Annotated in this window: 27 protein-coding genes; 26 read left to right on the top strand and 1 reads right to left on the bottom strand. The window is 72.5% G+C overall.

Going from position 1 to position 25,871, the window contains the following annotated elements; translation table 11 throughout:
• Window positions 1-108 precede the first annotated feature (108 nt).
• Both OG403_RS08175 and OG403_RS08170 read left to right on the top strand, forming a co-directional pair.
• Window positions 109-1,065, top strand: a complete 957-nt coding sequence (locus OG403_RS08175; RefSeq protein WP_329562697.1) for a tRNA (adenine-N1)-methyltransferase — start codon at window positions 109-111, stop codon at window positions 1,063-1,065.
• 134 nt (window positions 1,066-1,199) lie between these two features.
• Entirely contained in the window at window positions 1,200-1,829 is a 630-nt protein-coding gene (locus OG403_RS08170; protein WP_329562695.1) for a hypothetical protein, read from the top strand.
• 55 nt (window positions 1,830-1,884) lie between these two features.
• On the opposite strand, the gene OG403_RS08165 is transcribed toward OG403_RS08170, so the two are convergent.
• Window positions 1,885-2,187: a ferredoxin gene (locus OG403_RS08165; protein ID WP_329562693.1), complete on the bottom strand. Its 303-nt coding sequence runs from the start codon at window positions 2,185-2,187 to the stop codon at window positions 1,885-1,887.
• A gap of 222 nt (window positions 2,188-2,409) precedes the next feature.
• Here OG403_RS08165 and arc point away from each other — a divergent pair, with 222 nt between their 5' ends.
• The 24 genes from arc (at window position 2,410) to OG403_RS08045 (ending at window position 25,854) form a co-directional block, all read left to right on the top strand.
• Window positions 2,410-4,176: a proteasome ATPase gene (gene arc, locus OG403_RS08160; RefSeq protein WP_329562691.1), complete on the top strand. Its 1,767-nt coding sequence runs from the start codon at window positions 2,410-2,412 to the stop codon at window positions 4,174-4,176.
• A gap of 142 nt (window positions 4,177-4,318) precedes the next feature.
• Window positions 4,319-5,830, top strand: coding sequence for a depupylase/deamidase Dop (dop, locus tag OG403_RS08155; RefSeq protein ID WP_329562689.1), 1,512 nt, complete (start codon window positions 4,319-4,321; stop codon window positions 5,828-5,830).
• A gap of 222 nt (window positions 5,831-6,052) precedes the next feature.
• The gene (locus tag OG403_RS08150) at window positions 6,053-6,271 is read left to right on the top strand and encodes a ubiquitin-like protein Pup (protein WP_329562687.1); all 219 of its coding nucleotides are present in this window, start codon (window positions 6,053-6,055) and stop codon (window positions 6,269-6,271) included.
• A 266-nt stretch (window positions 6,272-6,537) separates the two neighbouring features.
• Window positions 6,538-6,795 carry an endonuclease VII domain-containing protein gene (locus OG403_RS08145; protein ID WP_329562685.1) on the top strand — a complete coding sequence of 86 codons (258 nt, stop codon included), beginning with the start codon at window positions 6,538-6,540 and terminating at the stop codon, window positions 6,793-6,795.
• Window positions 6,747-7,589, top strand: a complete 843-nt coding sequence (prcB, locus tag OG403_RS08140) for a proteasome subunit beta (protein ID WP_329562683.1) — start codon at window positions 6,747-6,749, stop codon at window positions 7,587-7,589. The genes OG403_RS08145 and prcB overlap by 49 nt, the downstream gene beginning before the upstream one ends.
• A gap of 35 nt (window positions 7,590-7,624) precedes the next feature.
• A complete protein-coding gene (gene prcA / locus OG403_RS08135; protein ID WP_329562682.1) occupies window positions 7,625-8,434 on the top strand; it encodes a proteasome subunit alpha in 810 nt (269 codons plus the stop codon).
• Window positions 8,435-8,623: 189 nt separating this feature from the next.
• Window positions 8,624-9,985 carry a Pup--protein ligase gene (pafA, locus tag OG403_RS08130; protein ID WP_329562680.1) on the top strand — a complete coding sequence of 454 codons (1,362 nt, stop codon included), beginning with the start codon at window positions 8,624-8,626 and terminating at the stop codon, window positions 9,983-9,985.
• Between the two features lie 132 nt (window positions 9,986-10,117).
• A complete protein-coding gene (locus tag OG403_RS08125; RefSeq protein WP_329562678.1) occupies window positions 10,118-11,110 on the top strand; it encodes an FKBP-type peptidyl-prolyl cis-trans isomerase in 993 nt (330 codons plus the stop codon).
• Between the two features lie 150 nt (window positions 11,111-11,260).
• Window positions 11,261-12,592 (top strand): FKBP-type peptidyl-prolyl cis-trans isomerase, encoded by a 1,332-nt coding sequence (locus OG403_RS08120; RefSeq protein ID WP_329562676.1) that lies wholly within the window; start codon window positions 11,261-11,263, stop codon window positions 12,590-12,592.
• Window positions 12,593-12,764: 172 nt separating this feature from the next.
• Complete coding sequence (locus OG403_RS08115; protein WP_329562675.1) at window positions 12,765-13,139, top strand: FKBP-type peptidyl-prolyl cis-trans isomerase; 375 nt, start codon at window positions 12,765-12,767, stop codon at window positions 13,137-13,139.
• Window positions 13,140-13,280: 141 nt separating this feature from the next.
• Complete coding sequence (locus tag OG403_RS08110; RefSeq protein ID WP_329562673.1) at window positions 13,281-14,297, top strand: helix-turn-helix transcriptional regulator; 1,017 nt, start codon at window positions 13,281-13,283, stop codon at window positions 14,295-14,297.
• Complete coding sequence (locus OG403_RS08105; protein ID WP_329562671.1) at window positions 14,294-15,247, top strand: helix-turn-helix transcriptional regulator; 954 nt, start codon at window positions 14,294-14,296, stop codon at window positions 15,245-15,247. The genes OG403_RS08110 and OG403_RS08105 overlap by 4 nt, the downstream gene beginning before the upstream one ends.
• A complete protein-coding gene (locus OG403_RS08100; RefSeq protein WP_329562669.1) occupies window positions 15,244-15,489 on the top strand; it encodes a hypothetical protein in 246 nt (81 codons plus the stop codon). Before OG403_RS08105 ends, OG403_RS08100 begins: the two co-directional genes overlap by 4 nt.
• Window positions 15,486-15,665, top strand: a complete 180-nt coding sequence (locus OG403_RS08095; RefSeq protein WP_329562667.1) for a hypothetical protein — start codon at window positions 15,486-15,488, stop codon at window positions 15,663-15,665. The genes OG403_RS08100 and OG403_RS08095 overlap by 4 nt, the downstream gene beginning before the upstream one ends.
• A gap of 251 nt (window positions 15,666-15,916) precedes the next feature.
• Window positions 15,917-16,192, top strand: coding sequence for a twin-arginine translocase TatA/TatE family subunit (locus OG403_RS08090; protein WP_329562666.1), 276 nt, complete (start codon window positions 15,917-15,919; stop codon window positions 16,190-16,192).
• 70 nt (window positions 16,193-16,262) lie between these two features.
• On the top strand, window positions 16,263-17,213 hold the full coding sequence (gene tatC, locus OG403_RS08085; protein ID WP_329562664.1) for a twin-arginine translocase subunit TatC: 951 nt from the start codon (window positions 16,263-16,265) through the stop codon (window positions 17,211-17,213).
• Between the two features lie 180 nt (window positions 17,214-17,393).
• Entirely contained in the window at window positions 17,394-18,545 is a 1,152-nt protein-coding gene (locus OG403_RS08080) for an NAD(P)/FAD-dependent oxidoreductase (protein WP_329562662.1), read from the top strand.
• A 50-nt stretch (window positions 18,546-18,595) separates the two neighbouring features.
• Window positions 18,596-18,913, top strand: coding sequence for a (2Fe-2S)-binding protein (locus OG403_RS08075; RefSeq protein ID WP_329562660.1), 318 nt, complete (start codon window positions 18,596-18,598; stop codon window positions 18,911-18,913).
• Window positions 18,891-20,342, top strand: a complete 1,452-nt coding sequence (locus tag OG403_RS08070; protein WP_329562658.1) for an FAD/NAD(P)-dependent oxidoreductase — start codon at window positions 18,891-18,893, stop codon at window positions 20,340-20,342. Before OG403_RS08075 ends, OG403_RS08070 begins: the two co-directional genes overlap by 23 nt.
• A 214-nt stretch (window positions 20,343-20,556) precedes the next feature.
• A complete protein-coding gene (locus tag OG403_RS08065) occupies window positions 20,557-21,420 on the top strand; it encodes a dihydrodipicolinate synthase family protein (protein WP_329572176.1) in 864 nt (287 codons plus the stop codon).
• A 75-nt stretch (window positions 21,421-21,495) separates the two neighbouring features.
• A complete protein-coding gene (locus OG403_RS08060) occupies window positions 21,496-22,500 on the top strand; it encodes a proline racemase family protein (protein ID WP_329562656.1) in 1,005 nt (334 codons plus the stop codon).
• The gene (locus OG403_RS08055) at window positions 22,497-23,855 is read left to right on the top strand and encodes an aldehyde dehydrogenase family protein (protein ID WP_329562655.1); all 1,359 of its coding nucleotides are present in this window, start codon (window positions 22,497-22,499) and stop codon (window positions 23,853-23,855) included. The genes OG403_RS08060 and OG403_RS08055 overlap by 4 nt, the downstream gene beginning before the upstream one ends.
• Window positions 23,855-24,859, top strand: coding sequence for a proline racemase family protein (locus OG403_RS08050; RefSeq protein WP_329562653.1), 1,005 nt, complete (start codon window positions 23,855-23,857; stop codon window positions 24,857-24,859). The genes OG403_RS08055 and OG403_RS08050 overlap by 1 nt, the downstream gene beginning before the upstream one ends.
• Window positions 24,856-25,854: an ornithine cyclodeaminase family protein gene (locus tag OG403_RS08045; protein ID WP_329562651.1), complete on the top strand. Its 999-nt coding sequence runs from the start codon at window positions 24,856-24,858 to the stop codon at window positions 25,852-25,854. The genes OG403_RS08050 and OG403_RS08045 overlap by 4 nt, the downstream gene beginning before the upstream one ends.
• The last annotated feature ends 17 nt before the right edge of the window (window positions 25,855-25,871 follow it).

The raw sequence follows: 25,871 nt of genomic DNA, 5'->3' as shown, positions 1-25,871 counted from the left end.
GCTGAACGCGGCCGCCGAGCACGGCCGCCGAGCGCCCGCGCGGCCCGCGCCGGCCCGGAAAGATCGCCCGGCGTCGAGCGGTCCCGTGGCCGGGATAGGATTGTCCGCATGTCCGAACCGACCGGTGCCACCCGCAGGCGGGGGCCATTCACGGTCGGGGACCAGGTGCAGCTGACCGACCCCAAGGGCCGTCACTACACGTTCACGCTCGAGGGTGGGAAGAACTTCCACACCCACAAGGGCGCGTTTCCGCATGATGAGCTGATCGGCGCCCCCGAGGGCACCGTCGTGCGCACCACCGGGAACGTCCCCTATCTCGCGCTGCGCCCCCTGCTCCCCGACTACGTCCTGTCCATGCCCCGCGGCGCCGCCGTGATCTACCCCAAGGACGCGGGGCAGATCCTGGCCATGGCCGACATCTTCGCCGGCGCCCGGGTGGTCGAGGCCGGCGTCGGCTCCGGCGCGCTCAGCACCTACCTGCTGCGCGCCGTCGGCGACACCGGGCTGCTGGCCTCCTACGAGCGCCGCCAGGACTTCGCGGACATCGCCCGCGGCAACGTCGAGCGCTACTTCGGCGGCCCGCACCCGGCCTGGAAGCTCACCGTCGGTGACCTCCAGGACAACCTGGTGGAGACCGAGGTCGACCGGATCATCCTGGACATGCTGGCGCCCTGGGAGTGCCTGGACGTCGCCGCCAAGGCGCTCGTCCCCGGCGGCCTGATCTGCTGCTACGTGGCCACCACCACCCAGCTGTCGCGCACCGTCGAGGCGCTGCGCGAGCACGGCTGCTTCACCGAGCCGCAGTCCTGGGAGACCATGGTCCGCACCTGGCACGTGGAGGGCCTGGCGGTCCGCCCGGACCACCGGATGATCGGGCACACCGGCTTCCTGCTCACCTCCCGCCGGCTGGCCGACGGCGTCGAGCCGCCGCTGCGCCGCCGCCGCCCCGCCAAGGGCGCCTACGGCGAGGACTACGACAACGGCTCGGCCGAGCCCACCCTGGCCGAGCGGGCCGCCGCCCGCGCCGCCGTCAAGGCCGCCACCCCGGTGATCGACCAGGACTGACCGGGACCCGTCGCACCGTCCGCCCCGGGGGCGGCGCTCCCTCGCGGGGCGCCGCCCCCGGTGCCGTCCGTACCGCGCTCATGTGCGACGATGCTGCGCATATACGTTCACCCCGGGCCGGTGGAGGGGACCTCTTGGCGGACGCAGCGGACGCGACGACGCTCGACCCGACGCGCACCCCACGACCCACCGAGGGGGCTCCCGCGCCCGCCGCCCGCTCGGGCCCCGGGCACTGGGGAGCGGTGGCCGTCGGCTGCGCCGCCCTGGTGGCCGGCACGCTGGCCGCCACCCCGAGCGTCGCCAGCCACCCGCTCACCGCCCCGGCCGGCGCCGGCACCCCGCACGCGCTGCCCGCCGCGCAGGCCCCCGACCCCGCCCGGGCCCAGTTCCCGCTGGACTGCGGACCGACGCCCAGCACGGTCTCGATCAGCTTCACCGCCGACCTCGGCGACGGCACCCCCGCCACCGTGGTCGCCGCCCACTGCCAGGCCGGCAGCGGCACCGCCCCCGACGGCGTCTTCGTCCTCACCCCCGGCCAGGACGGCCACCCGGCGGTGCACGACACCCTGCTGCGCTGGCAGGAGGGCTTCACCGTGACCCGCCTCGCGCTGCGCGCGGACGGCACCATCACCGCCGCCGCCCGCGGCTACTCCACCGCCGACGTGCCGCGCTGCTGCCCCGACCTGACCGTCCAGTTCGACTGGTCCCGGCAGGGCGACGGCTACCACCGCACCGAGCAGAGCGCCCCGTCGGCCACGACCTGACCGAGGGTCAGCTTCCGTCGTGGCCGACGGGGCGTCAGCGGGCCCCGCTCGCGGCTCAGTCCGCGTCCGGCCCGTACACCTCGACCCGGTCGGCGACCCGCCGGACGTGGATGCAGTCTCCCGGGCAGTCCCGCGCCGACTCCACCACGTCCTGGAGCAGCGTCAGCGGCACCGGCGCGGTGGCTCCCGTGTGCTGGAGCAACTCGTCGCCCTCGCCCTTCACATAGGCCAGACCGTCGATGTCCAGCTCGAACACCTCGGGCGCGTACTGGACGCAGATCCCGTCCCCGGTGCACAGGTCCTGATCGATCCACACCTCGAGCGGCTCTGCGGCACCCGCCCCACTGGTCTCTGACATCGGTTCCTGCCTGGTAAACGGTCACGATCGGGTATTGACTCGCTCGACCCTACCTCCAGCTCGCTTTCCGGGCGTGTGCGGTGGGTATCTGCTTGCCGAGGGGAAGCACACACGGGTGAAGATCGGACACACCCCTTCCGTCTTTCTTGATCTAGGGGTTTACACGACCCCTGGTGCAGGTAGGGTCTGGAAGCATCCCGCTCCCCGGAGGAGGTGAGGACCGTGGCAGCCCACGAGGACGATTACAACCGCAGTGCCGGCAAGCCCGCCCGTGGTTCCGACGAGGCCGCACAGGTCTCGTACCTGGAGCAGGAGATCGCCGTGCTGCGTCGCAAGCTGGCCGACTCCCCGCGCTCTTCGAGAGTTCTCGAAGACCGGATCGTCGAGCTTCAGACCAACCTGGCCGGAGTGACCGCTCAGAACGAGCGGCTGGCCGCCACCCTGCGCGAGGCCCGCGACCAGATCGTGGCCCTCAAGGAGGAGGTGGACCGGCTGGCCCAGCCCCCAGCCGGATTCGGCACCTTCCTCAGTCAGAACGAGGACGGCACCGCCGACATCTTCACCGGCGGGCGCAAGCTGCGCGTCAACGTCAGCCCCACCATCGAGCTGGAGGAGCTGCGCCGCGGGCAGGAGGTCCTGCTCAACGAGGCGCTCAACATCGTCGACGCCTTCGCCTTCGAGTCGATCGGCGACCTGGTCACCCTCAAGGAGGTGCTGGAGGACGGCGAACGCGCGCTGGTCATCGGGCACACCGACGAGGAGCGGGTGGTGCGGCTGGCCGAGCCGCTGCGCGAGATCACGCTGCGGGCCGGCGACGCGCTGCTGATGGAGCCGCGCTCCGGCTACGTCTACGAGGTGGTGCCCAAGTCCGAGGTCGAGGAACTGGTCCTCGAAGAGGTCCCGGACATCGACTACCGCCAGATCGGCGGTCTGACCAACCAGATCGAGCAGATCCGCGACGCGGTCGAACTGCCCTACCTGCACGCCGACCTGTTCAAGGAGTACGAGCTGCGCCCGCCCAAGGGCGTGCTGCTCTACGGTCCGCCCGGCTGCGGCAAGACGCTGATCGCCAAGGCGGTGGCCAACTCGCTGGCCAAGAAGGTCGCCGAGGTCACCGGCCGCCCGCAGGGCAAGAGCTACTTCCTCAACATCAAGGGCCCCGAGCTGCTCAACAAATACGTCGGCGAGACCGAGCGGCAGATCCGCCTGGTCTTCCAGCGGGCTCGTGAGAAGGCCAGCGAGGGCACCCCCGTCATCGTCTTCTTCGACGAGATGGAGTCGCTCTTCCGCACCCGCGGCTCCGGTGTCAGCTCGGACGTGGAGAACACCATCGTCCCCCAGCTGCTCGCCGAGATCGACGGCGTGGAGGGCCTGGAGAACGTCATCGTGATCGGCGCCTCCAACCGCGAGGACATGATCGACCCGGCGATCCTGCGCCCGGGCCGGCTCGACGTCAAGATCAAGATCGAGCGTCCGGATGCCGAGGCCGCCAAGGACATCTTCTCCAAGTACCTCAAGAACTCGCTGCCCTTCCACCCCGACGACCTCAAGGAGCACGACGGCTCGGTGGACACCACCGTCGCCGCCATGATCCAGTCGGTGGTCGAGCGGATGTACTCCGAGACCGAGGAGAACCGCTTCCTGGAGGTCACCTACGCCAACGGTGACAAGGAGGTCCTCTACTTCAAGGACTTCAACTCCGGCGCCATGATCCAGAACATCGTGGACCGGGCCAAGAAGATGGCGATCAAGGACTTCCTCGACCACGGCCAGCGCGGTCTGCGCGTCTCCCACCTGCTCGCCGCCTGCGTGGACGAGTTCAAGGAGAACGAGGACCTGCCCAACACCACCAACCCGGACGACTGGGCCCGGATCTCGGGCAAGAAGGGCGAGCGGATCGTCTTCATCCGCACCCTGGTCACCGGCAAGCAGGGCGCCGAGTCGGGCCGCTCCATCGACACCGTCGCCAACACCGGGCAGTACCTGTAACACCCGCCCACGGCCCCGACAGGCCGGACAGGCTCGACACGAACGCGGCTGGCGGACCCCACGGTCCGTCAGCCGCGGTGGCACAGCAGGGACGTCGGTGCCCCGCCCGCACGGGGCGGGGCGACGGGGCAAGGAGGGCCGCATGACCGTAAGGCGCGTGATGGGCATCGAGACCGAGTACGGGATCTCCGTACCCGGACACCCCAACGCCAACGCCATGCTCACCTCGTCCCAGATCGTCAACGCCTACGCGGCGGCGATGCACCGGGCGCGGCGCGCCCGCTGGGACTTCGAGGAGGAGAACCCGCTGCGGGACGCGAGGGGGTTCGACCTCGCCCGGGAGGTGGCCGACGCCAGCCAGCTGACCGACGAGGACATCGGCCTGGCCAACATCATCCTCACCAACGGGGCCCGCTTCTACGTCGACCACGCGCACCCCGAGTACAGCTCGCCCGAGGTCACCAACCCGCGGGACGCCGTGCTCTGGGACAAGGCCGGCGAGCGGATCATGGCCGAGGCGGCGGCCCGCGCCCTGGAGCTGCCCAACGGGCAGAACATCCACCTGTACAAGAACAACACCGACAACAAGGGCGCCTCCTACGGCACCCACGAGAACTACCTGATGCAGCGGGCCACCCCGTTCGCCGACATCGTGCGCCACCTCACCCCGTTCTTCGTCTCCCGCCCGGTGGTCACCGGCGCGGGGCGGGTCGGCATCGGCCAGGACGGCTCCGCGCACGGCTTCCAGCTCAGCCAGCGGGCCGACTACTTCGAGGTCGAGGTCGGCCTGGAGACCACGCTCAAGCGCCCGATCATCAACACCCGCGACGAGCCGCACGCCGACGCCGAGAAGTACCGCCGGCTGCACGTGATCATCGGCGACGCCAACCTCTCGGAGATCTCCACCTACCTCAAGCTCGGCACCACCTCGCTGGTGCTGTCCATGATCGAAGAGGGCTTCATCGCCGTCGACCTCGCCGTCGACCAGCCGGTGCGCACCCTGCACCGGGTCTCCCACGACCACGAGCTGCAGTACCTGATCACACTGCGCAACGGCCGCAAGCTCACCGCCGTGCAGCTCCAGATGGAGTACTACGAACTGGCCCGCAAGTACGTCGAGGACCGCTACGGCCACGACGCCGACGAGCAGACCAAGGACGTGCTGACCCGCTGGGAGGTGGTGCTCGGCAAGCTGGAGCGCGACCCGATGAGCCTGTCCAGGCAGCTCGACTGGGTCGCCAAGAAGGAGCTGCTGGAGGGCTACCGCCAGCGCGACGGCCTGGACTGGGACAACCCCCGGCTGCACCTGGTCGACCTCCAGTACAGCGACGTGCGCGCCGAGAAGGGCCTCTACAACCGCCTGGTCGCCCGCGGCCGGTTCGAGCGCCTGGTGACCGAGGAGGAGGTGCTGCGCGCCGTCCACCAGCCCCCGGACGACACCCGGGCCTACTTCCGCGGCCGCTGCCTGGACCAGTACGCCGAGCACGTCGCGGCGGCCTCCTGGGACTCGGTCATCTTCGACCTGCCGGGCCGCGACTCGCTCCAGCGGGTCCCCACCCTGGAACCCCTGCGCGGCACCCGCAACCACGTCAAGGAACTGCTCGACCGCTGCCGCACCGCCGAGGAGCTGGTCCGGGTCCTGAGCGGCGGGTGATGATCCGCTCACCACGGGTGAACGGGTGGCTGACGGGGAATCATCCAGGTGTCGTCCCGACGTTGAACAGAGTGGACCAGTCATCGGCGACCTCACGCGTCCGCGCCGCTCGCGCGGACGCGTCGCAAACGGGCAGCGCCATGCGCCACCCGGTGTATAGGGTCTGAGCAGCAAGCCCGGACCGACCAACCGTGCCAGACGAATGCGAGCGGGGTGAGGGACATGGCGACCAAGGACACCGACGGCGGCCAGCAGCGGGCGAACCGCTCCTCGGAAGAGGTCGAGGAGCAGACCGCGGAGGCGCAGCAGTCCGAGGAGCTCAAGGAGCGCCAGGAGAAGCTGAGCGAGGACGTGGACTCGGTTCTGGACGAAATCGATGAAGTGCTCGAGTCGAACGCCGAGGATTTTGTTCGGGGCTTCGTTCAAAAGGGCGGGGAGTAATAGGTGACCGAACTGCATTCCGAGGCTCGTTGCTCGAAATGCAGGCGGACATTGCCGGCCGCTGATTTCGCCAGGAATCGGTCGAGGTGGAACGGGCTGCAGGCGGCTTGCCGCGCCTGCAGCGCGTCCTATTGTGACCAGCGTCAGCCGGCCAGTGGCAAGGTTCCGAAGCCGCGAGTCCAGGTGCCCCGAGCGGCCGCGCGCCGTACGGCAAGCTCGGCCGCTCCGCGCGGAATCGCGAGAGCTGTTTTCGCCGCACTTGCGGCATGACCGAAGCGGACCTCCAGGCCATGCTCGCAGCCCGGGCCGGCAGCTGTCCGATCTGTTCGGACAAACCCGCCGAGCATGTGGATCACGACCACGAAACGGGTAGGGTCCGTGGCATCCTCTGCTTCGCGTGCAACGCGGCGCCGGGGCAGATGCGAGACCGGCCCGACGCGCTCCGGCGGGCTGCCGACTACCTGGAAGGAATCGTGTGGAAGCCAACACTCGTGGCACCGGGCGTCTACCGGCTGCCTTCCTGACCCCCGGGTCCTCCTCCTTCATGGACTTCCTGGCGGAGCACTCGCCGCAGCTGCTGCCCGGCGGCCGCAGCCTGCCCGAGGGGCTGACCATCGAGGCGCCGCACGGGACGACCATCGTCTCGGCGGTCTTCGACGGCGGCGTGGTGATCGCCGGCGACCGGCGCGCCACCATGGGCAACGTGATCGCCCAGCGCGACATCGAGAAGGTCTTCCCGGCCGACGAGTACAGCGCGGTCGGCATCGCCGGCACCGCGGGGCTCGCGGTCGAGATGGTGCGGCTGTTCCAGCTGGAGCTGGAGCACTACGAGAAGATCGAGGGCACCGTGCTCTCGCTGGAGGGCAAGGCCAACCGGCTGACCACCATGATCCGGGGCAACCTGGGCATGGCGATGCAGGGGCTGGCCGTGGTGCCGCTCTTCGCCGGGTACGACCTGGACCTCGGGCGTGGGCGGATCTTCACCTACGACGTCACCGGCGGGCGCTCGGAGGAGCGCAACTTCGCCGCGACCGGCTCCGGTTCGGTCTTCGCCCGCGGCTCGCTCAAGAAGCTCTACCGCAGCGACCTGACGGCCGATCAGGCCGCGACCCTGGTGGTCCAGGCGCTGTACGACGCGGCCGACGACGACTCCGCCACCGGCGGTCCCGACCTGGCCCGCCGGATCTTCCCGATCGTCTCGCTGATCACCGAGGACGGCTTCCGCCGGCTCTCCGAGCAGGAGGTGGGCGAGATCGCGCAGTCGATCACCGAGCACCGCCGCAGCCAGCCCGACGGTCCCCAGGCCCCGCTCCTCTAGTCCGCCGAACATCACCAGAAGGGGATGACCAGCCGGTGTCCACACCGTTCTACGTCTCGCCGCAGCAGGCCATGGCGGACCGCGCGGAGTACGCCCGCAAGGGCATCGCGCGTGGCCGCAGCGTGGTCGTGCTCACCTACGCCGACGGCATCGTCTTCGTGGCCGAGAACACCTCCCGGGCGCTGCACAAGGTGTCCGAGATCTACGACAAGATCGCCTTCGCCGCGGTCGGCCGCTACAACGAGTTCGAGAACCTGCGGATCGGCGGCGTGCGCTACGCCGACCTGCGCGGCTACTCCTACGACCGGGCCGATGTGACGGCCCGGGGGCTGGCCAACGTCTACGCCCAGACCCTGGGCACCATCTTCTCCTCGGTCGGCGAGAAGCCGTACGAGGTGGAGCTGATCGTCGCCGAGGTGGGCAAGGGCCCCGAGGACGACCAGATCTACCGGCTCACCCCCGACGGGTCGGTGGTCGACGAGCAGAACTCGGTGGTGGTCGGCGGCAACGCCGACTCGATCGGGAACTACCTCGGGCAGCGCCACCAGGTCGGGATGAGCCTGGCCGAGGCGCTCAAGGTGGCCGTCGAGTCGCTGGCCCGCGACCCCAACGGCGGCAGCCCGCGCACCCTGACCCCGGAGCAGCTGGAGGTGGCGGTGCTGGACCGGCGGCGGCCCCAGCAGCGCAAGTTCAAGCGGATCCTGGGTGCCCAGCTGAGCCGGCTGCTGAGCGGCGACGCCACGGCCGGCGCGGACGCCGACGCCGACGTGGATGCGGAGAGCACCACGACCGCCGCCGGCTCCGCCACCGACTCCGCCACCGAGGAGTCCGGCAGCACGGAGTGACAGCGGGTCACCGGGTGGGGTGCGACGGGCCGACCGCCGCACCCCACCGGCGTGCTCGCGAATGACTCGTGCACGACGCGCGGGATGATTTGCCGGATGACCCGCGGGTGATGGGCCCAGCACGGATCGTGATCCGATTGGCGTCGCCGAAACGGTTTCAGATCCCCGCCAAAAGCGTAAAGTCCAGGCATGGACCGCCGAATTTTCGGGCTGGAGAACGAGTACGGCGTCACGTGTACGTTCCGGGGACAACGGCGTCTGTCTCCGGACGAGGTGGCCAGGTACCTCTTCCGCCGCGTAGTTTCCTGGGGCCGCAGCAGCAATGTGTTCCTGCGCAATGGCGCTCGCCTGTACCTCGATGTCGGTTCGCACCCCGAGTACGCCACTCCGGAGTGTGATGACGTCACCGAGTTGGTGACGCACGACAAGGCCGGCGAGCGGATCCTCGAGGGCCTCCTGGTGGACGCCGAACGGCGCCTGCACGAGGAAGGCATCGCGGGGGACGTCTACCTCTTCAAGAACAACACCGACTCGGCCGGCAACTCCTACGGTTGCCACGAGAACTACCTGGTGGCCCGGCACGGGGAGTTCTCCCGGCTGGCGGACGTGCTGATCCCGTTCCTGGTGACCCGGCAGCTGATCTGCGGGGCGGGCAAGGTGCTGCAGACCCCGCGTGGCGCGGTCTTCTGCGTCAGCCAGCGGGCCGAGCACATCTGGGAGGGCGTCAGCTCGGCGACCACCCGTTCGCGGCCGATCATCAACACCCGCGACGAGCCGCACGCGGACGCCGAGCGCTACCGGCGGCTGCACGTGATCGTCGGCGACTCCAACATGTCGGAGACCACCACCCTGCTCAAGGTGGGCGCCACCGACCTGGTGCTGCGCCTGATCGAGGCGGGCGTGGTGATGCGGGACCTGACGCTGGAGAACCCGATCCGGGCGATCCGCGAGGTCAGCCACGACCTGACCGGCCGTCACCAGGTGCGCCTGGCCAACGGGCGGGAGGCGAGCGCGCTGGAGATCCAGGAGGAGTACTACGGGAAGGCGCTGGAGTTCGCCGACCGCAAGGGGCTGAACACCGGCACGGTCGGCCGGGTGCTGGAGCTGTGGGGCCGCACGCTGGAGGCGGTGCGCACCGAGGACCTGGCCAAGGCCGGCAACGAGATCGACTGGATCATGAAGTACCAGCTGATCGAGCGGTACCGGGAGAAGCACCAGATGAGCATGTCCAACCCGCGGGTCGCCCAGATCGACCTCGCGTACCACGACATCCACCGGCGCCGCGGCCTCTTCTACCTGCTGCAGAACAAGGGGCAGGCGCAGCGGGTGACCACCGACCTGAAGGTCTTCGAGGCCAAGTCGGTGCCGCCGCAGACCACCCGGGCCCGGCTGCGCGGTGACTTCATCCGCAAGGCGCAGGAGCAGCGGCGGGACTTCACGGTGGACTGGGTCCACCTGAAGCTGAACGACCAGGCGCAGCGCACGGTGCTCTGCAAGGACCCGTTCCGTTCGGTGGACGAGCGGGTGGAGAAGCTGATCGCCGGCATGTGATCGGCTGACAGGTGACAGGTGTGATCGGCTGAGAAGAGGGTTAATCCGGTCGCCGCGGCCCCGCCTCCGATGGAGGCGGGGCGCGCTGGTTCTAGGCTGATCACGTTTACCGATCCGTAAATGTGACCGACCGTGAGGACTGCCGTGCGCCGCAGAGCCGGACTGCTCGTACTCCTGCCGATGCTGGTGCTCGCCGCGTGCAGCAGCAGCACCACTACGAAGGCGGGGCCGTCCGCGTCGCCGACCAGTGCCGCGCCGAGCGTGCCCAGTCCGGTGGGCTCCGCCTCGCCGATGCCGACGGTCAGCGGGGACTTCGGCAAGAAGGCCACCATCACGCTGACCGGGCAGCCCAGCGGCCAGTTCGTGGTCAGCACGGTCTCCGAGGGCGACGGGCCGACGGTCAACAAGAACGACTGGGTGACTGTCAACTACACCGCCAAGGACTGGACCACCGGCAAGGACCTGCCGAGCTCCTACGACGCCGGCGCCAAGCCGCAGCTCTACCAGGCGGGGATCGGGCAGCTGGTGCCGGCCTTCGACCAGAGCGTGGTGGGCAAGAAGGTGGGCAGCCGGGTGCTGGTGGTGGCGCCGCCGGCGACGGCCTTCGGGAGCACGGGCAACCAGCAGCTCGGGGTCGGCAAGGACGAGACCGTGGTGTTCGCGCTGGACATCATGGAGGCGGTGCCGCAGGACGCGGTGGTGACCGGGACGATGACCGAGCCGCCGGCCAACCAGCCGCAGGTCAAGGACAACGGCAAGGCCGCGCCGACGATCACCATCCCGGCCGGGCAGCCGGCTCCGACCTCGCTGCAGACCACGGTGCTGATCAAGGGGGACGGCAAGCCGGTGCAGTCCGGCCAGACCGTGCTGGTGCAGTACACCGGGGTGCTGTACAGCAACGGGCAGCAGTTCGACTCCTCGTGGAGCCACGGCGGGGCGCAGGCGCTGCAGGTGGGTACCGGCAGCGTGATCCCGGGCTGGGACCAGGGTCTGGTCGGGCAGCCGGTGGGCAGCCGGGTGATGCTGGTGATCCCGCCGTCGCTGGGCTACGGCGCGAGTCCGCAGAGCGGAATTCCGGCCAACTCCACTCTGGTCTTCGTCATCGACATCCTGGAAGCTGTCTGACCACGGCTGTTTCGTCGGCACGGATTCGTCACGCGCGCGGGTACTCCCGGTGTGTCATGCACACTCGAGAGTGCCCGTGCTCATGGCGAGCTGACATACTGCTGGCGATTCGCACAGCGGCGAGCGATCTGATGGCGAGGATGGGGAGAAATGGCTGAGAATCCGTCGGGCCCGAGCGAGGCCGACACCGCGAGCGGCGCTGTCGCCGACCCGGCGGCGCCCAGGCCCGGAGGCCCGCTGCCCGGCGATGGCGAGTCGATCGTGATCCCGCCGTCGATTCTCAAGCAGCAGGCGGGCTGGACCAAGCCCGGCGAGAGCACCCCGCCGGTCCCGGGCGCCGCCAAGCCGGAGGAGGCGCAGGTCTTCGCCTCCACGGTGCGCAAGCAGGAGATCTCCGAGGCCGACTACGAGAACGTGGGCGGCGGCGGCAAGCTGGGCGTGATCCTCGGGGTGGTGATCACCCTGCTGCTGGTCGGCAGCGGCGTCGGCCTCTACGTCGTGAACCAGCACAACGACAAGGCGGCCAAGGCCTCGGACGCGGCCACCGCCACGCCGAGCACCCCGCCCTCGCCGACCCAGGCCCCGGTGCCGCCGATCAAGACCGACGCCAAGGTGCTGCCCACGGTCGCCGGCGACTTCGGCACCAAGGCGACCATCACGCTGCCGAAGGAGGCCCCGGAAGGCACCTTCGTGGTCAAGCCGCTCACCGAGGGCACCGGCGCCAAGGTCAACAAGGGCGACTGGGTCTCCGCCGACTTCACCCTCAAGGACTGGCAGACCGGCAAGGACATCCCGGGCTCCTACGACCAGGGCAAGCCGCTGATCCTGCAGCCCGGTACCGGGCAGGTGATCCCGGCGCTGGACGCCACCCTGGTGGGCCAGAAGGCCGGCAGCCGGGTGCTGGTGGTCGCCCCGCCGGCGGCGGCCTTCGGCGACCAGGGCAACTCGCAGCTGGGCCTGGGTCCCAAGGACACCCTGGTGCTGGTGATCGACATCGAGCGGGTGAACGCGCCGGACGCCCGGGTGAGCGGCGACATGACCGAGCCGTCGGCCGACTTCCCGCAGGTCAAGGTCAACGGTGGCAAGACCGCCGACACCATCACCCCGCCGGCGGGCGTCACCGACCCGACCGACCTGAAGACCGCGGTGCTGATCCAGGGCAAGGGCCCGAAGGTGGAGAGCGGCGAGGAGGTCGTCGTCCAGTACACCGGGGTGACCCTGAAGGACGGCAAGAAGTTCGACTCCTCGGTGGAGAAGGGCCAGGCGTTCAGCTTCGTCACCGGCGGCGGCCAGGTCATCCCCGGCTGGGACAAGGGTGTGATCGGCCAGAACGTGGGCAGCCGGATCGAGCTGGTGATCCCGGCCGCGCAGGCCTACGGGGCGCAGCCGCCGGCCGGCAGCGGCATCCCGGCCAACGCCTCGCTGGTCTTCGTGATCGACATCCTGGACGCGGGGCAGGGCTCCGGCGGCGGCGGCCAGTGATGGCAGGATGGGGGCTTCCGGCCGGCGGGGCGACCCGCGGCCGGGCCTGATCTGCACGGGCGGCGGATGCCCGTACGGTGGTTCCCGGCGGAGCCTTCGTGCGGCGGATCCGCCGCCGTGCTGTGTGGACTGATGTGAGGCCGCCTCAGGCGGCTGATGAGAAGAGGTAGTTGTGAGCGAGAAGACGAAGCCCGAGATCGACTTCCCCGGTGGCGAGGCTCCGGCCGAGCTGCTCATCGAGGACATCGAGGTCGGCACCGGCGCCGAGGCCAAGGCCGGCGCGAATGTCGAGGTGCACTACGTCGGCGTGACCTTCGAGACCGGCGAGGAGTTCGACGCGAGCTGGAACCGCGGCTCGACCTTCCGGTTCCCGCTGGGCGGCGGCCGGGTCATCAAGGGCTGGGACCAGGGCGTCCAGGGCATGAAGGTGGGCGGCCGTCGCAAGCTGACCATCCCCGCGCACCTGGGCTACGGCAAGCAGTCGCCGACCCCGGCGATCCCGCCGAACTCGACCCTGATCTTCGTGGTCGACCTGATCAACGTCTGACGGTCCGTCGGACCGATCGGCCGAGGCGGCCGCACTCCCGGGCCGGGGGTGCGGCCGCCTCGGCTTTCGCCGTGGGACTCGCTACCGGTACGGTCGGGTCCGCCGGGATTCCCGGGACGCAACGACGATGAAGGGTCAGCGATGGCGATCGCCAAGGCAGAGCGGCTGATGAACCTCGCCCTGTGCCTGATGAACACCAGACGGCCGCTCTCCAAGCGGGAGCTGCGGGAGTCCGTCGAGGCCTACCGGGAGGCCTGGCAGTCCGGCAGTGAGGACGCCTTCAACCGGATGTTCGAGCGGGACAAGGACGACCTGCGCGAGCTGGGCCTGGTGATCGACGTCGACGAGAACACCCTGGACGGCGAGGCCGGCTACCTGGCCCGGCGGGACCGCAACCGGCTGCCGGAGATCGCGCTGGACGCCGAGGAGGCCGCCGCGCTGAGCCTGGCCGCCAAGGTCTGGCAGCAGGCCCGGCTCTCCGGCGCGGCCAGTGGCGCGCTGCAGAAGCTGCGCGCGGCCGGCGTCCCGTTCGACGAGGACGGCGCCGAGGGCCGCACCGCTCTGGAGCCCTACATCCCGGTCCGCGAGGCGGCCTTCGAGCCGCTGCTGATCGCCGCCCGGGACCGCCGTCCGGTCTCCTTCGACTACCGCAAGGCCGGCGCCGCCCTCACCGAGCCGCGCTCGGTGGAGCCGTGGGCGCTGGAGTGCTGGCGCGGCCACTGGTACCTGGCCGGCTGGGACCGCGATCGCGGTGCGGTGCGGGTCTTCCGGCTCAGCCGGATCACCGGCAAGGTCCGCTCCCGCTCGGCCGCCTTCACCGCCCCGGTGCCCGAGCACGTGGACGTGCGCGCCTACGTCGCCCGGTTCGCCGGTGAGGGTGCCACCGCCTCCGCCACCGTGCGGCTGCGGCGCGGCGCGGGCTTCCCGCTGCGCACCAAGGCGCTGGCCACCCGCGGGCTGGACGAGGACTGGGACGAGCTGGAGATCCCGTACGGGCACGGGCTGGGCGCGGACCTGGCCGAGTACGGGCCCGACCTGGTGGTGCTGGCGCCCGAGGAGCTGCGGGCCGACGTCATCGACCGGCTGCGCGCGGTGGCCGGTCTGCCCACGCCGGCCGTGCCGGTGCGGGATGCCGCTGTTGAGGGAGAACTGCGATGAGCAACGCCATCGACCAGACCCGGCGGATGCTCTCGCTGGTCACCTACCTGCGGGAGCGTCCCGGAGCCGAGGTCGCCGAGGTGGCCCGGGCGTTCGGGATCAGCGAGCGCGAGCTGATCGCGGACCTGAACGTGCTGCCGATGTGCGGCACCAGCTTCCGCGGCGGCGACCTGCTGGACATCGACACCGACGGCGAGCGGATCTGGTGGCACAACGTCGACGACGTGGCCCAGCCGCTGCGGCTGGCGGCCGACGAGGCCACCGCGCTGCTGGTCGCCGCGCGGGCGGTGGCGGGTCTGCCGGGACTGCGTGAGCGGGACCGGCAGGCGCTCACCCGGGCCGTCGTCAAGATCGAGAACGCGGCGGGGGAGAGTGCCGAGGGCAGTGCCCGGGTCGGGGTGACCTTCGAGGCCGAGGGCCAGGTCTTCGCCGACATCGACCGGGCGCTGAGCGAGGGCCGGCGGATCTGGCTGCGCTACTACTCGCACGGGCGCGGCGGGATGAGCGAACGCGAGGTGGACCCGATCCGGCTGCTGACGGAGGGCCACACCTACCTGGACGGCTGGTGCCGCACCTCCGAGGACCGCCGGCTCTTCCGGCTGGACCGGGTGGCCGAGATCAAGGTGCTGGACGAGCCGGCCGACCCGCCCCGGCTGGAGCGGCGCGACCTCTCCCAGGGCCTGGTCAACCCGGCTGCCGACGACCCCGAGGTGGTGGTCGAGGTGGGTCCCGCCGGGCGCTGGGTGGCCGAGTACTACACCCACGACCTGGCCGAGGAACTGCCGGACGGCGGGCTGCGGATCACCCTGCGCAGCTCGGATCCGCTGGGCCTGCGCACCCTGGCGCTGCGACTGGGCCGGGACGGGCGGATCGTGGCTCCGGCCCCGCTGGCCGAGCAGGCCAAGGCGGCGGCCCTGGCGGCCCTGGCCGGGTACCAGGAGCAGCCGTGACCGAGGACGCCGCGGCCGGCACCAGATTCAAGGTCTACTGCTCGCAGTGCCGGGAGAAGGTGGAGCTGGCCGCCGCCGAGTTCCGGCTGGCGCTCGGGCGCACCAAGGAGCGCACCTTCTACAGCTTCACCTGCCCCGCCTGCGGGGCGGCGGTGCGCAAGCCGGCCGGGGAGAAGATCGTCGAGGCGCTGACCGGTGCGGGCGTCTCCACCATCCGGCTGCTCCAGGTGGTGGAGGGGTGACCGCGACCTGGCTGGTGATGGCGGCGGTGGGCCTGGCCACCGCCGGGCTGCTGGTGCTCGGGGTGCTCGCGCTGCGGCTCTGGCTGGACGTGCGGGGGCTGGCCGAGCAGGTGGACACCGCCGCTCGGGCGCTGGCCGGGGCGGCGGAGGAACTGGGCGAGAGCGCGCGGGGCTGACGGCCGTGCGGCGGCGCCGCGAGCACGGCGGCGCGATCGCCCCGTGACCACGGTTGTGTGGTCGGTCCGCAAGCGCTGACGGCCAAACTTCACCCTCTGGTGAACCCGGGGGTCTCCTGCGGCCACAGTGCGCGGGTTAGGCTCTCACCGTGGCCCGCGAGCGTCTGGCGGGCCGCTGACCGTCCCGTCCACCAGCGGCCGGGGTCCCGCGCGGACCCGGGGCACCGCGCCGAGCCAGAAGGTAGTCGTCCATGGGCAGGATCCTGGCGTTCCTGATCATCATCCTGATGGCGGCGGTCTTCTTCGGCGGCAAGCGGCTGCCCGCTCTGGCCCGTGCGGTGGGACGTTCGATGCGCATCCTGAAGAGCGAGACCTCGGCCCTGCGGGAGGAGTTCGCCAAGGAGGCGAAGGAGCCGGTCGAACCGCCCGCGGTGGTGCCGGACCCGACGCTGACCATCAAGGCCGCTCCCGGCGCCGCGTCCTCGGCGCGGCCGACCGACGAGCAGCGAACCGGCCGCACGCGCTGAGCGTCCGGCCGGTCCCACCCGGTGGCCCGCCGCCCGGCGCGCCACGCCGCACGAGTTTCAAGGACCGGGGTTGAGCAAGTCTTCCAAGCCGCCCAAGAACACCGACGGACGGATGTCCCTCGGGGATCACCTGCGCGAGCTGCGCAACCGGCTGGTCAAGTCGGTCCTGGCGATCGTGCTGTGCATGATCGTGGCGGCGTTCTTCAGGGACCAGCTGCTGCACTTCCTGATGAAGCCGCTGCCGGCCTGCCTGCCCAACGGTCAGCCCAAGCCCGGGGTGAAGCACTGCGCCCAGGTGGCGGTGATCGGCGTGACGCAGCCGTTCAACCTCACCCTGAAGGTCTGCCTGCTGGCCGGCCTGGTGGCCTCCGTCCCAGTCTGGCTCTACCAGGCGTGGGCGTTCATCTCGCCCGGCCTGCACAAGCACGAGCGGCGCTACTCGCTGACCTTCCTGGGCCTGGGCACTCCGCTCTTCCTGGGCGGCGTCACCTGCGCCTTCCTGCTGCTGCCGACCACCCTGGAGGTGCTGGGCTCGTTCACCCCGATCGGGGCGCAGCAGATCCTGCCGGTGGACAACTACCTCAACATCGCCACCCGGATGCTGCTGGTCTTCGGCCTGGCCTTCGAGTTCCCGCTGCTGCTGGTGATGCTGAACATCGGCGGGGTGCTCACCGGCAAGCGGATGCTCGGCTGGTGGCGCGGCATGGTGATGGCGATCACCGTCTTCGCGGCGGTGGCCACGCCCAGCGCGGACCCGATCAGCATGCTGGCGCTGGCCTCGCCGATCTGGATCCTCTACTTCATGGCGGTCGGCTTCGCGCTGCTGAACGACCGTCGCAGGCAGCGCCGCAACCCGGACGCCGGCCTGTCGGACGAGGAGGCCTCGCACCTGGACCTGTCGGTCACGGCGGTCGAGGGCGCGGAGTCGGTGGCCGCCTCCGCCCCGGAGGGTGCTTCGCCCACCCCGGTGGCCTCGGTCCCGGCGGCGCGCGGCGAGCAGGTGGACGACGACATCACCTGACGGAGCGTCGGCCCCGAGCTGACGGTGCCCCGGTTCGCGGATGCGAGCCGGGGCACCGGCGTATCAGTGTGTCGGCGGATCGATGGGCTGTCCGGGATGGCCGGGGTCGACCGGTGGTATAGACCGGCCGTGCGCCGCGGCATGCTTGGCAGCGCATCAGCAATGTGACATATTACTGCCGTGCTCACGAACCCCTCCCATGACGTCGTGGTGATCGGCGCCGGCGTCGTCGGCGCCGCCTGCGCGTACTACGCCGTCCGGGCCGGGCTGACCGTCGCCGTGGTGGACCGCGGGCCGGTGGCCGGCGGCACCACCGGCGCGGGGGAGGGCAACCTGCTGCTCTCCGACAAGGCGCCCGGACCGGAACTCTCCCTTGCCCAGCTCTCCGCCCGGCTCTGGACCGAGCTGGCGGGGGAGCTGCCCGCGGCGATCGAGTACGAGCCCAAGGGCGGCCTGGTGGTCGCGGCCGACCCGGCGGGCCAGCAGGCGCTGCGGGCCTTCGCGGCCCAGCAGACGGCGGCCGGGGTGACGGCCCACGAGGTCGCCGCCGACCAGTTGGCGAAGTACGAGCCGCATCTGGCGCCCGGGCTGGCCGGCGGCTTCCACTACCCCGAGGACGCCCAGGTGCAGCCGGCGCTGGCCGCCGCCCACCTGCTGCGCGCCGCCCGCCGCGCGGGCGCCGAGCTGTACCTCGGCGAACAGGTGATCGCTGTGGTCACCGGGGCCGACGGCGCGGTGCGCGCGGTGCGCACCCCGCGTCGCACGCTCGCGGCCGGCGCGGTGGTCAACGCGGCCGGCACCTGGGGCGGGGAGATCGCCGCGCTCGCCGGCACGCAGCTGCCCGTGCTGCCCCGGCGCGGCTTCGTGCTGGTCACCGAGCCGCTACCGCGCCTGGTCCGGCACAAGGTCTACGCCGCCGACTACGTGGCCGACGTGGCCAGCGGCTCGGCCGCGCTGCAGAGCTCGGGCGTGGTCGAGGGCACCCCGGCCGGGTCGGTGCTGATCGGGGCGACCCGGGAGCGGGTCGGCTTCGACCGCCGGGTCTCCACCGAGGCGCTGCGCCGACTGGCCGCCCAGGCGGCCGCGCTCTTCCCGGTGCTGGCCGGGGTCAAGGTGCTGCGCACCTACCGGGGCTTCCGCCCCTACCTGCCGGACCACCTGCCGGCGATCGGCGCCGACCCGCGCGCGCCCGGGCTCTACCACGCCTGCGGCCACGAGGGCGCGGGCATCGGGCTGGCGCCGGCCACCGGACGGCTGATCGCCGGGCAGCTGACCGGCGCCGTACCCGAACTCGACCTGGCGCCCTTCCGCCCCGAGCGGTTCGCCTCCTGAGGGCCCCGGGCCCTCGCCATCCCACCCCCGCGCAGAACGGACCCTCACCCATGCGCCGAACCCCGGCCTCCCTGGCGGCGGCCGAACCCGGACCGGCCCACACCATCGAGTTCGACGGCCGCCCGATCCCCGCGCTGCCCGGTCAGAGCATCGCCGCCGCGCTCTGGGCGCAGGGCATCCTGGCCTGGCGCAGCACCCGGATCGCCGGCCGGCCGCGTGGGGCGTTCTGCGGGATCGGCGCCTGCTACGACTGCCTGGCCACCGTCGACGGGCAGCCCAACCAGCGCACCTGCCTGCTGCCGGCCGCCCCCGGCACCACCGTCACCACCCAGGAGGGCCACGGCCGTGCCGACCTCGACCTCGCCTGACGCCGCTGCCGGCGCCGACCGCCACGAGCGCCGTGACCGCTACGACCTGGCCGTGATCGGCGCGGGCCCGGCCGGGCTGGCCGGTGCGGTGGCCGCCGCCGACCGGGGGCTGCGCTGCGCGCTGCTGGACGCGGGGGCCCGCCCCGGGGGCCAGTACTACCGCCACCCGGCCCCTGAACTGGGCGCCGCTCGTCCCGACCGGCTGCACCACCACTGGTCCACCTTCACCGCACTCGCCGACCGGCTGGCCGCGCACCGGCAGGCGGGCCGGATCAGGCTGCTGAGCGATCATCACGTCTTCCTGCTGGAGGCCGACCCGGCCGGCGGCGGGACCGACGCCGCCGACCGTCCGCACTGGCGGCTGCACGCGAGCACCGGTGAGCGGACCAGTCAGCTGACGGCCGCGGCCGTGCTGCTCGCCACCGGTGCCTACGAGCGCCAGCTGCCGTTTCCCGGCTGGACGCTGCCGGGCGTGGTCACCGCGGGCGGCGCGCAGGCGATGCTCAAGGCCGGCCTGGTGCTGCCCGGGCGCCGGATCGTGGTGGCCGGCAGCGGCCCGCTGCTGCTGGCCGCCGCCGCCTCGCTGACCGCCGCCGGAGCCCGGGTGCCCGCCGTGGTCGAGGCCGGCGACTACCTCGGCTACGCCCGCCGCCCCGGTGTGCTCGCCGCCGTCCCCGGCAAGCTGGGCGAGGGTGTCACGCACGGCGTCGCGCTGGCCCGGCACGCGGTGCGGCTGCACCGCGCGAGCGCGGTCGTCGAGGCGCACGGCACCGAGCGGGTGACCGCCGTGACGGTGGCTCGGCTGGACGCCGACTGGCGGCCGGTACCGGGCACCGAGCGCCGGATCGCCTGCGACGCGCTCGCCGTGGGCCACGGCCTGGTGCCGCAGCTGGAGCTGGCCACCGAGCTGGGCGCCGAGACCCGGCCGGTGCCCGACGGGACCCTGGCGCTGCGGGTCGACGCCCGCCAGCGCACCACCGTGCCCGGGCTCTGGGCGGCGGGGGAGACCTGCGGTGTCGGTGGCGCCGAGCTGGCGCTGGCCGAGGGGGAGCTGGCCGCCCTGGCGATCGCCGGTGACCCGCAGCCGCCGGTCGCGCTGCTGGCCCGGCGGCGGCGGTTGCGCGGCTTCGCCGAGCTGATGGCCGCCGCCCACCGCCCCGGCGCCGGCTGGCCGGGGTGGCTGCGCCCGGACACCGAGGTCTGCCGCTGCGAGGAGGTGCCGGCGCAGCGGATCACCGAGGCCGTCGAGGAGCTGGGCGCCACCGACGCACGCACCGTCAAGCTGCTCACCCGGGCCGGGATGGGCTGGTGCCAGGGCCGGATGTGCGGGCCCGCGGTGGCCGTCTTGGCCGGCATGTCCGAGCCGTCCGCCGACCGCCGTCCGCTCTCCTGCCCCGTCCGGCTGGGTGAGCTGGCGCAGTTGCCGTAGGCCCGACCGAACGGTGCCCCGGCCGGGCCGGTTCGGCGCGCCCCCGCCGGGGCAGCTTCGGTGGGGGCGCGGGTCGGCCGCATCGGGTTCCCGGGCAGCGCCGCCTGTCCTCTTGCGCCGTCCGGCCGAGCCTTCATAAAATGTCACACCTCACCAAGGAGAAACGCTCGTGACCCACCCCCAGCACGACAGCACCCGTCCGTGGCGCGGCATCATGGTCGCCACCGCACTGCCACTGCGTTCGGACCTCTCCGTCGACTACGACGCCTACGCCGAGCACGTCCGCCGTCTGATCGACGCCGGGTGCGACGGCGTGGTCCCCAACGGCTCGCTCGGCGAGTACCAGACGCTGACCGCCGAGGAGCGCGCCAGGGTGGTCAGCACCGCCGTCGAGGCGGCCGGCGACGGGGCCCGGGTGATGCCGGGCGTGGCGGCGTACGGCAGCGCCGAGTCCCGCCGCTGGGCCGAGCAGGCCGCCGAGGCCGGCGCCGGCTCGGTGCTGCTGCTGCCGCCCAACGCCTACCGCGCGGACGCCGACGCGGTGCGCGCACACTACGCCGAGGTCGCCAAGGCGGGCCTGCCGGTGGTCGCGTACAACAACCCGATCGACACCAAGGTCGACCTGGTCCCCGAACTGCTCGCCGAACTGCACGGCGAGGGCAGCATCGTGGCCGTCAAGGAGTTCAGCGGCGACGTCCGGCGCGCTTACCAGATCGCCGAGCTGGCCCCGGGCCTGGACCTGCTGATCGGCGCCGACGACGTGCTGCTCGAACTCGCCCTGGCCGGCGCGGTGGGCTGGATCGCCGGCTACCCGAACGCGCTGCCCGAGGCCTCGGTCGCGCTCTACCGGGCCGCCGTCGCGCAGGACCTGCAGATCGCGCTGCCGCTCTACCGGGCGCTGCACCCGCTGCTGCGCTGGGACTCCAAGACCGAGTTCGTGCAGGCGATCAAGCTCTCGATGGACATCGCGGGCCTGCCCGGCGGCCCGGTCCGCCCGCCGCGCACCCCGCTCACCCCGCAGGTGGAGGCCGCCGTCCGGGCCGCCACCGAGAAGGCGCTCGCCGAGGGCCTGAGCTGACCGGCCGCCGGTCGCCGTCACCGGCGGCCGGCCCCATCACCCGCCACCTTCATACCTGCTGACGAAGGGTCACCCATGCGCACCCGGCACGTCTTCCACGCCGTCGACTCCCACACCGAGGGCATGCCCACCCGGGTCATCACCGGTGGCTTCGGTGTCATCCCCGGCGCCACGATGGCCGAACGCCGGGTCCACTTCCAGCAGCACCTGGACCACTTCCGCACCCTGCTGATGTACGAGCCGCGCGGCCACGCCTCGATGAGCGGTGCGATCCTGCAGCCGCCGACCCGCCCGGACGCCGACTACGGGGTGCTCTTCATCGAGGTCTCCGGCCTGCTGCCGATGTGCGGCCACGGCACCATCGGCGTGGCCACCGTGCTGGTGGAGACCGGCATGGTGCCGGTGGTCGAGCCGGTCACCACGGTGCGGCTGGACACCCCCGCCGGCCTGGTCACCGCCGAGGTGCAGGTGTCGGACGGGGCTGCCACCGCCGTCACCATCCGCAACGTGGCCTCCTACGCGGTCGCGATCGACCAGAAGATCGAGGTGCCGGGCTGGGGGACGGTCGGCTACGACCTCGCCTACGGCGGCAACTTCTACGCGATTCTGCCGCTGGCCGCCTTCGGGCTGCCCTTCGAACGCGAGCGCAAGCAGGAGATGCTCGCCGCCGGCCTGGCCCTGATGGACGCCATCAACGCCTCCGAGGCCCGCCCGGTGCACCCCGAGGACCCGTCCTTCCACAGCGTGCACCACGTCAACCTGCTGGCCCCCGGGTCGACTGCCGAGCACTCCCGGCACGCGATGGCCATCCACCCGGGCTGGTTCGACCGGTCGCCCTGTGGCACCGGCACCTCGGCCCGGATGGCCCAGCTGCACGCGCGTGGCGAGCTGCCACTCGGGCAGGACTTCGTCAACGAGTCCTTCATCGGTACCCGCTTCGTCGGCCGGCTGGTCGAGGAGACCGCGGTCGCCGGTCGCCCGGCCGTGATCCCGACCGTCACGGGACGCGCCTGGGTGACCGGCACCGCCCAGTACTTCCTCGACCCGACCGACCCCTTTCCCGGAGGCTTCCTGCTGTGAGCGCCACCGTCCGTTCGTTCAACCCCGCCAACCCCGCCGACCTGGTGATCGAGGTCCCGGCACCGGGCGCCTTCGGCGCCGCAGCCGCCGTCGAGCGGGCCCGGGCGGCGCAGCCCGGCTGGCTGGCGGCCGGTGCCGCCGCCCGCTCGGCCGCGCTCGGGCGGGCGGCCGAGGCCGTCGAGGCGCACGCCGAGGAACTGGCCGCGCTGGCCGGGCGCGAGGTGGGCAAGCCGCTCGGCGAGGCCCGCGGCGAGGTGGCCCGCACGGTGGCGATCCTGCGCTACTACGCGCAGGCGCCGTACGCGGCCTCCGGCGCCGTGCACGAGACCGCCGCCGGGCAGGGCCTGCTGCTCACCCGGCGCCGCCCGTACGGGGTGGCCGGGCTGATCACGCCGTGGAACTTCCCGTTCGCCATCCCGGTCTGGAAGGCGGCGCCCGCGCTGGCCGTCGGCAACACGGTGGCGCTCAAGCCCGCACCGGAGGCGACCGCCTGCGCGCTGCGGCTGGCCGAACTGCTCGCGCTGCCCGAGGACGTGCTGACCGTGCTGCCGGGCGGTGCCGAGGAGGGCGCGGCGGTGGTCTCGGCCGCCGACATCGTCTCCTTCACCGGATCCACCGGCACCGGGCAGGCCGTGATCCGCACCGCGACCGAGCGGTCGGTGCCGGTGCAGGCCGAGATGGGCGGGCTGAACGCGGCGATCGTGCTGCCGGACGCCGACATCGAGCAGGCCGCCGCCCAGCTGGCCTTCGCGATCGCCGGCTACGCGGGCCAGAAGTGCACCGCGACCAGCCGGGTGATCGCGGTGGGTGACGCGCTGGAACCGCTGCGGGCGGCGCTGGGCAAGGCGCTGGCCGCGGCCGGTGCGGACAGCGGGCCGGTGATCTCCGAGGCTGCCCGGGAGCGGCTGACCGGGGCGATCGCCTCGGCCGTCGAGGGCAGCGCGGAGCTGCTGGCCGGGGGGCAACTGCCGCAGCGGGACGGCTGGTTCATCGAACCGACGCTGCTGGCGCGGGTCCCGGCCGGACATCCGCTGCTGGCCGAGGAGTTCTTCGGGCCGGTCGCCGTGCTGCTGGGCGCCGCCGACCTGGACGAGGCGATCGCGCTGGCCAACGCCACCCGGCACAACCTGTCCGCCTCCGTGCACACCCGGGAGCTGGACGTCGCGCTGGCCGCCGCCGACCGGCTGGACGCCGGGATGATCCGGATCAACGCGCCCTCCAGCGGTGTCGACTTCCACCTGCCGTTCGGCGGTGCGAAGGCGGCCTCCTACGGCTCGCGCGAGCAGGGGCAGGCGGCGCTCGACTTCTACACCGCCAGCCGCACCGTGTCGCTGCTGCCGGCGGGCGGGGCCTGATGACGGGCCGGCCGCAGCCGCCGGAGCCGCTGGAGATCCGGACCGTCGACTACCACGCCGCCGGGGAGCCGTTCCGGATCGTCGTCGACGGCCTGCCGCCGGTGCCCGGGGACTCGGTGGCCGAGCGCCGGGCGATCGCGCTCGGCGCGGGCCGCGCCGCCACCGACCCCCGGCCCGGCCCGCTGGACACCGTGCGGCAGCTGCTCACCCGCGAGCCGCGCGGGCACGCGGGGATGTACGGCGGGTTCCTGGTGCCGCCGGACGATGACGAGGCGCACCTGGGGGTGCTCTTCTTCCACAAGGACGGCTACTCCACCGCCTGCGGTCACGGCACCATCGCGCTGGGCGCCTGGGCGGTGGACAGCGGCCTGGTCCCGGCGCCCGCCGACGGTACCGCCCACGTTCGGATCGACGTGCCCTCCGGCCGGGTCACCGCGCTGGTGCACCGCAGCGGTGGGCGCACCACGGCCGTCGCCTTCCGCAACGTGCCGACCCGGGTGCTGGCTCGCAAGCGAGCGGTGGCCACCTCGTTCGGCACGCTGGAAGTCGACCTGGCCGACTCCGGCGCCATCTACGCCTCGCTGGCCGTCGACGCGGTGACGCCCGCCGAACTGCCCCGGCTCGCCGCGCTCGGGCGCGAGATCCGGGCGGCGCTGCTCGCGGAGTACGACCTCTACGGCGTGATCCTGCACCAGGAACTGCCCGACACCCCGGTGGGTCCCAACCAGCGCAACGTCACCGTCTTCGCGGACGGCCAGATCGACCGCTCGCCGTGCGGTTCGGGCACCTCGGCGCGGCTGGCCCTGCTGGCCGAGGACGGGCGGCTCGGCCGGCAGCAGGAGCTGCGGCACGAGTCGATCGTCGGCACGGTCTTCACCGGCCGCCTGCTCGGCCGGCGGGCGGACGGAGTGCTCACCGAGGTCACCGGGCAGGCCCACCGCACGGGCGTGCACCAGTTCGTGCTGGACCCCGCTGACCCGCTCGGTACGGGGTTCCTGCTGTGATCGCCGAGCTGCCCGTCGACCTGACCTGCGGTCAGGCCATCGAGGCGATCACCGCCGTGCTGCGGGCCGGGCTGGAGGTGGAGTCCTGCCCGGCCCGCGGCAACATCCCTGTCCCGGCCGGCGAGCTGCTGCTGATGCCGGCCGCGCTGGGGGGCGGTGACGCGGCCGGCGGCCGAAGCGGGGAGGGGGGCTGGAGCGGGGAGGGGGGCTACGTCGGGGTCAAGATCGCTGGGGTGGCCCCGGCCAACCCCGGGCGCGGGCTGCCGCGGATCACCGGTAGCTACCTGCTGCTGGACGGGGGCACCCTGCTGCCGCTCGCCGTGCTGGACGGCGCCGCGCTCACCGCGCTGCGCACGCCCGCGGTGACCGCCGTGGCGGTGGACCGGCTGGCCGCGCCCGGGGCCGCGCACCTGGTGATCTTCGGGGCCGGGCCGCAGGCCTACGGGCACCTGGACGCGCTGTGCGAGGTGCGACCGGTGGAGCGGGTCACCGTGGTGGCCCGGCGGGCCGAGCCGGCCGAGCGACTGGCCCGCTACGCCCGTGCGCGCGGGGTGGCTGCTGTCGTCGGGCAGGCGGACGCGGTGGCCGGGGGCGACCTTGTGGTCTGCTGCACCACCGCGAGCGAGCCGCTCTTCGACGGCGACCTGGTGCCGGACCACGCGGTGGTGGCGGCGGTCGGCTCGCACTCGCCGACCGGCCGTGAGGTGGACACCGCGCTGGTGGCCAGGGCCGCCTGCTACGTGGAGGCACGCGCGGTGGCCCGGCGGGAGGCCGGCGACCTGCTGCTGGCGGGCGAGGTGACCGGGCCGGAGCAGTGGACCAACCTCGCTGAGCTGGTCGGCAGCCCGGCACTGGTCGGGAGCCCGGCACCGGTCGGGAGCCCGGCGGGGACGGTGCCGGACGATCGGCCGCGCTTCTTCAAGAGCGTCGGGATGGCCTGGCAGGACCTGGCGGTCGCCGCCGAGCTCTACCGGCGGCACCGGGTGACGGCCTGACTCCGTCTGCGCATTCC

The organism is Kitasatospora sp. NBC_01266, from assembly GCF_036242395.1.
Taxonomy (GTDB): Bacteria; Actinomycetota; Actinomycetes; order Streptomycetales; family Streptomycetaceae; genus Kitasatospora.
This window is presented reverse-complemented; position numbering and strand designations above follow the sequence as displayed.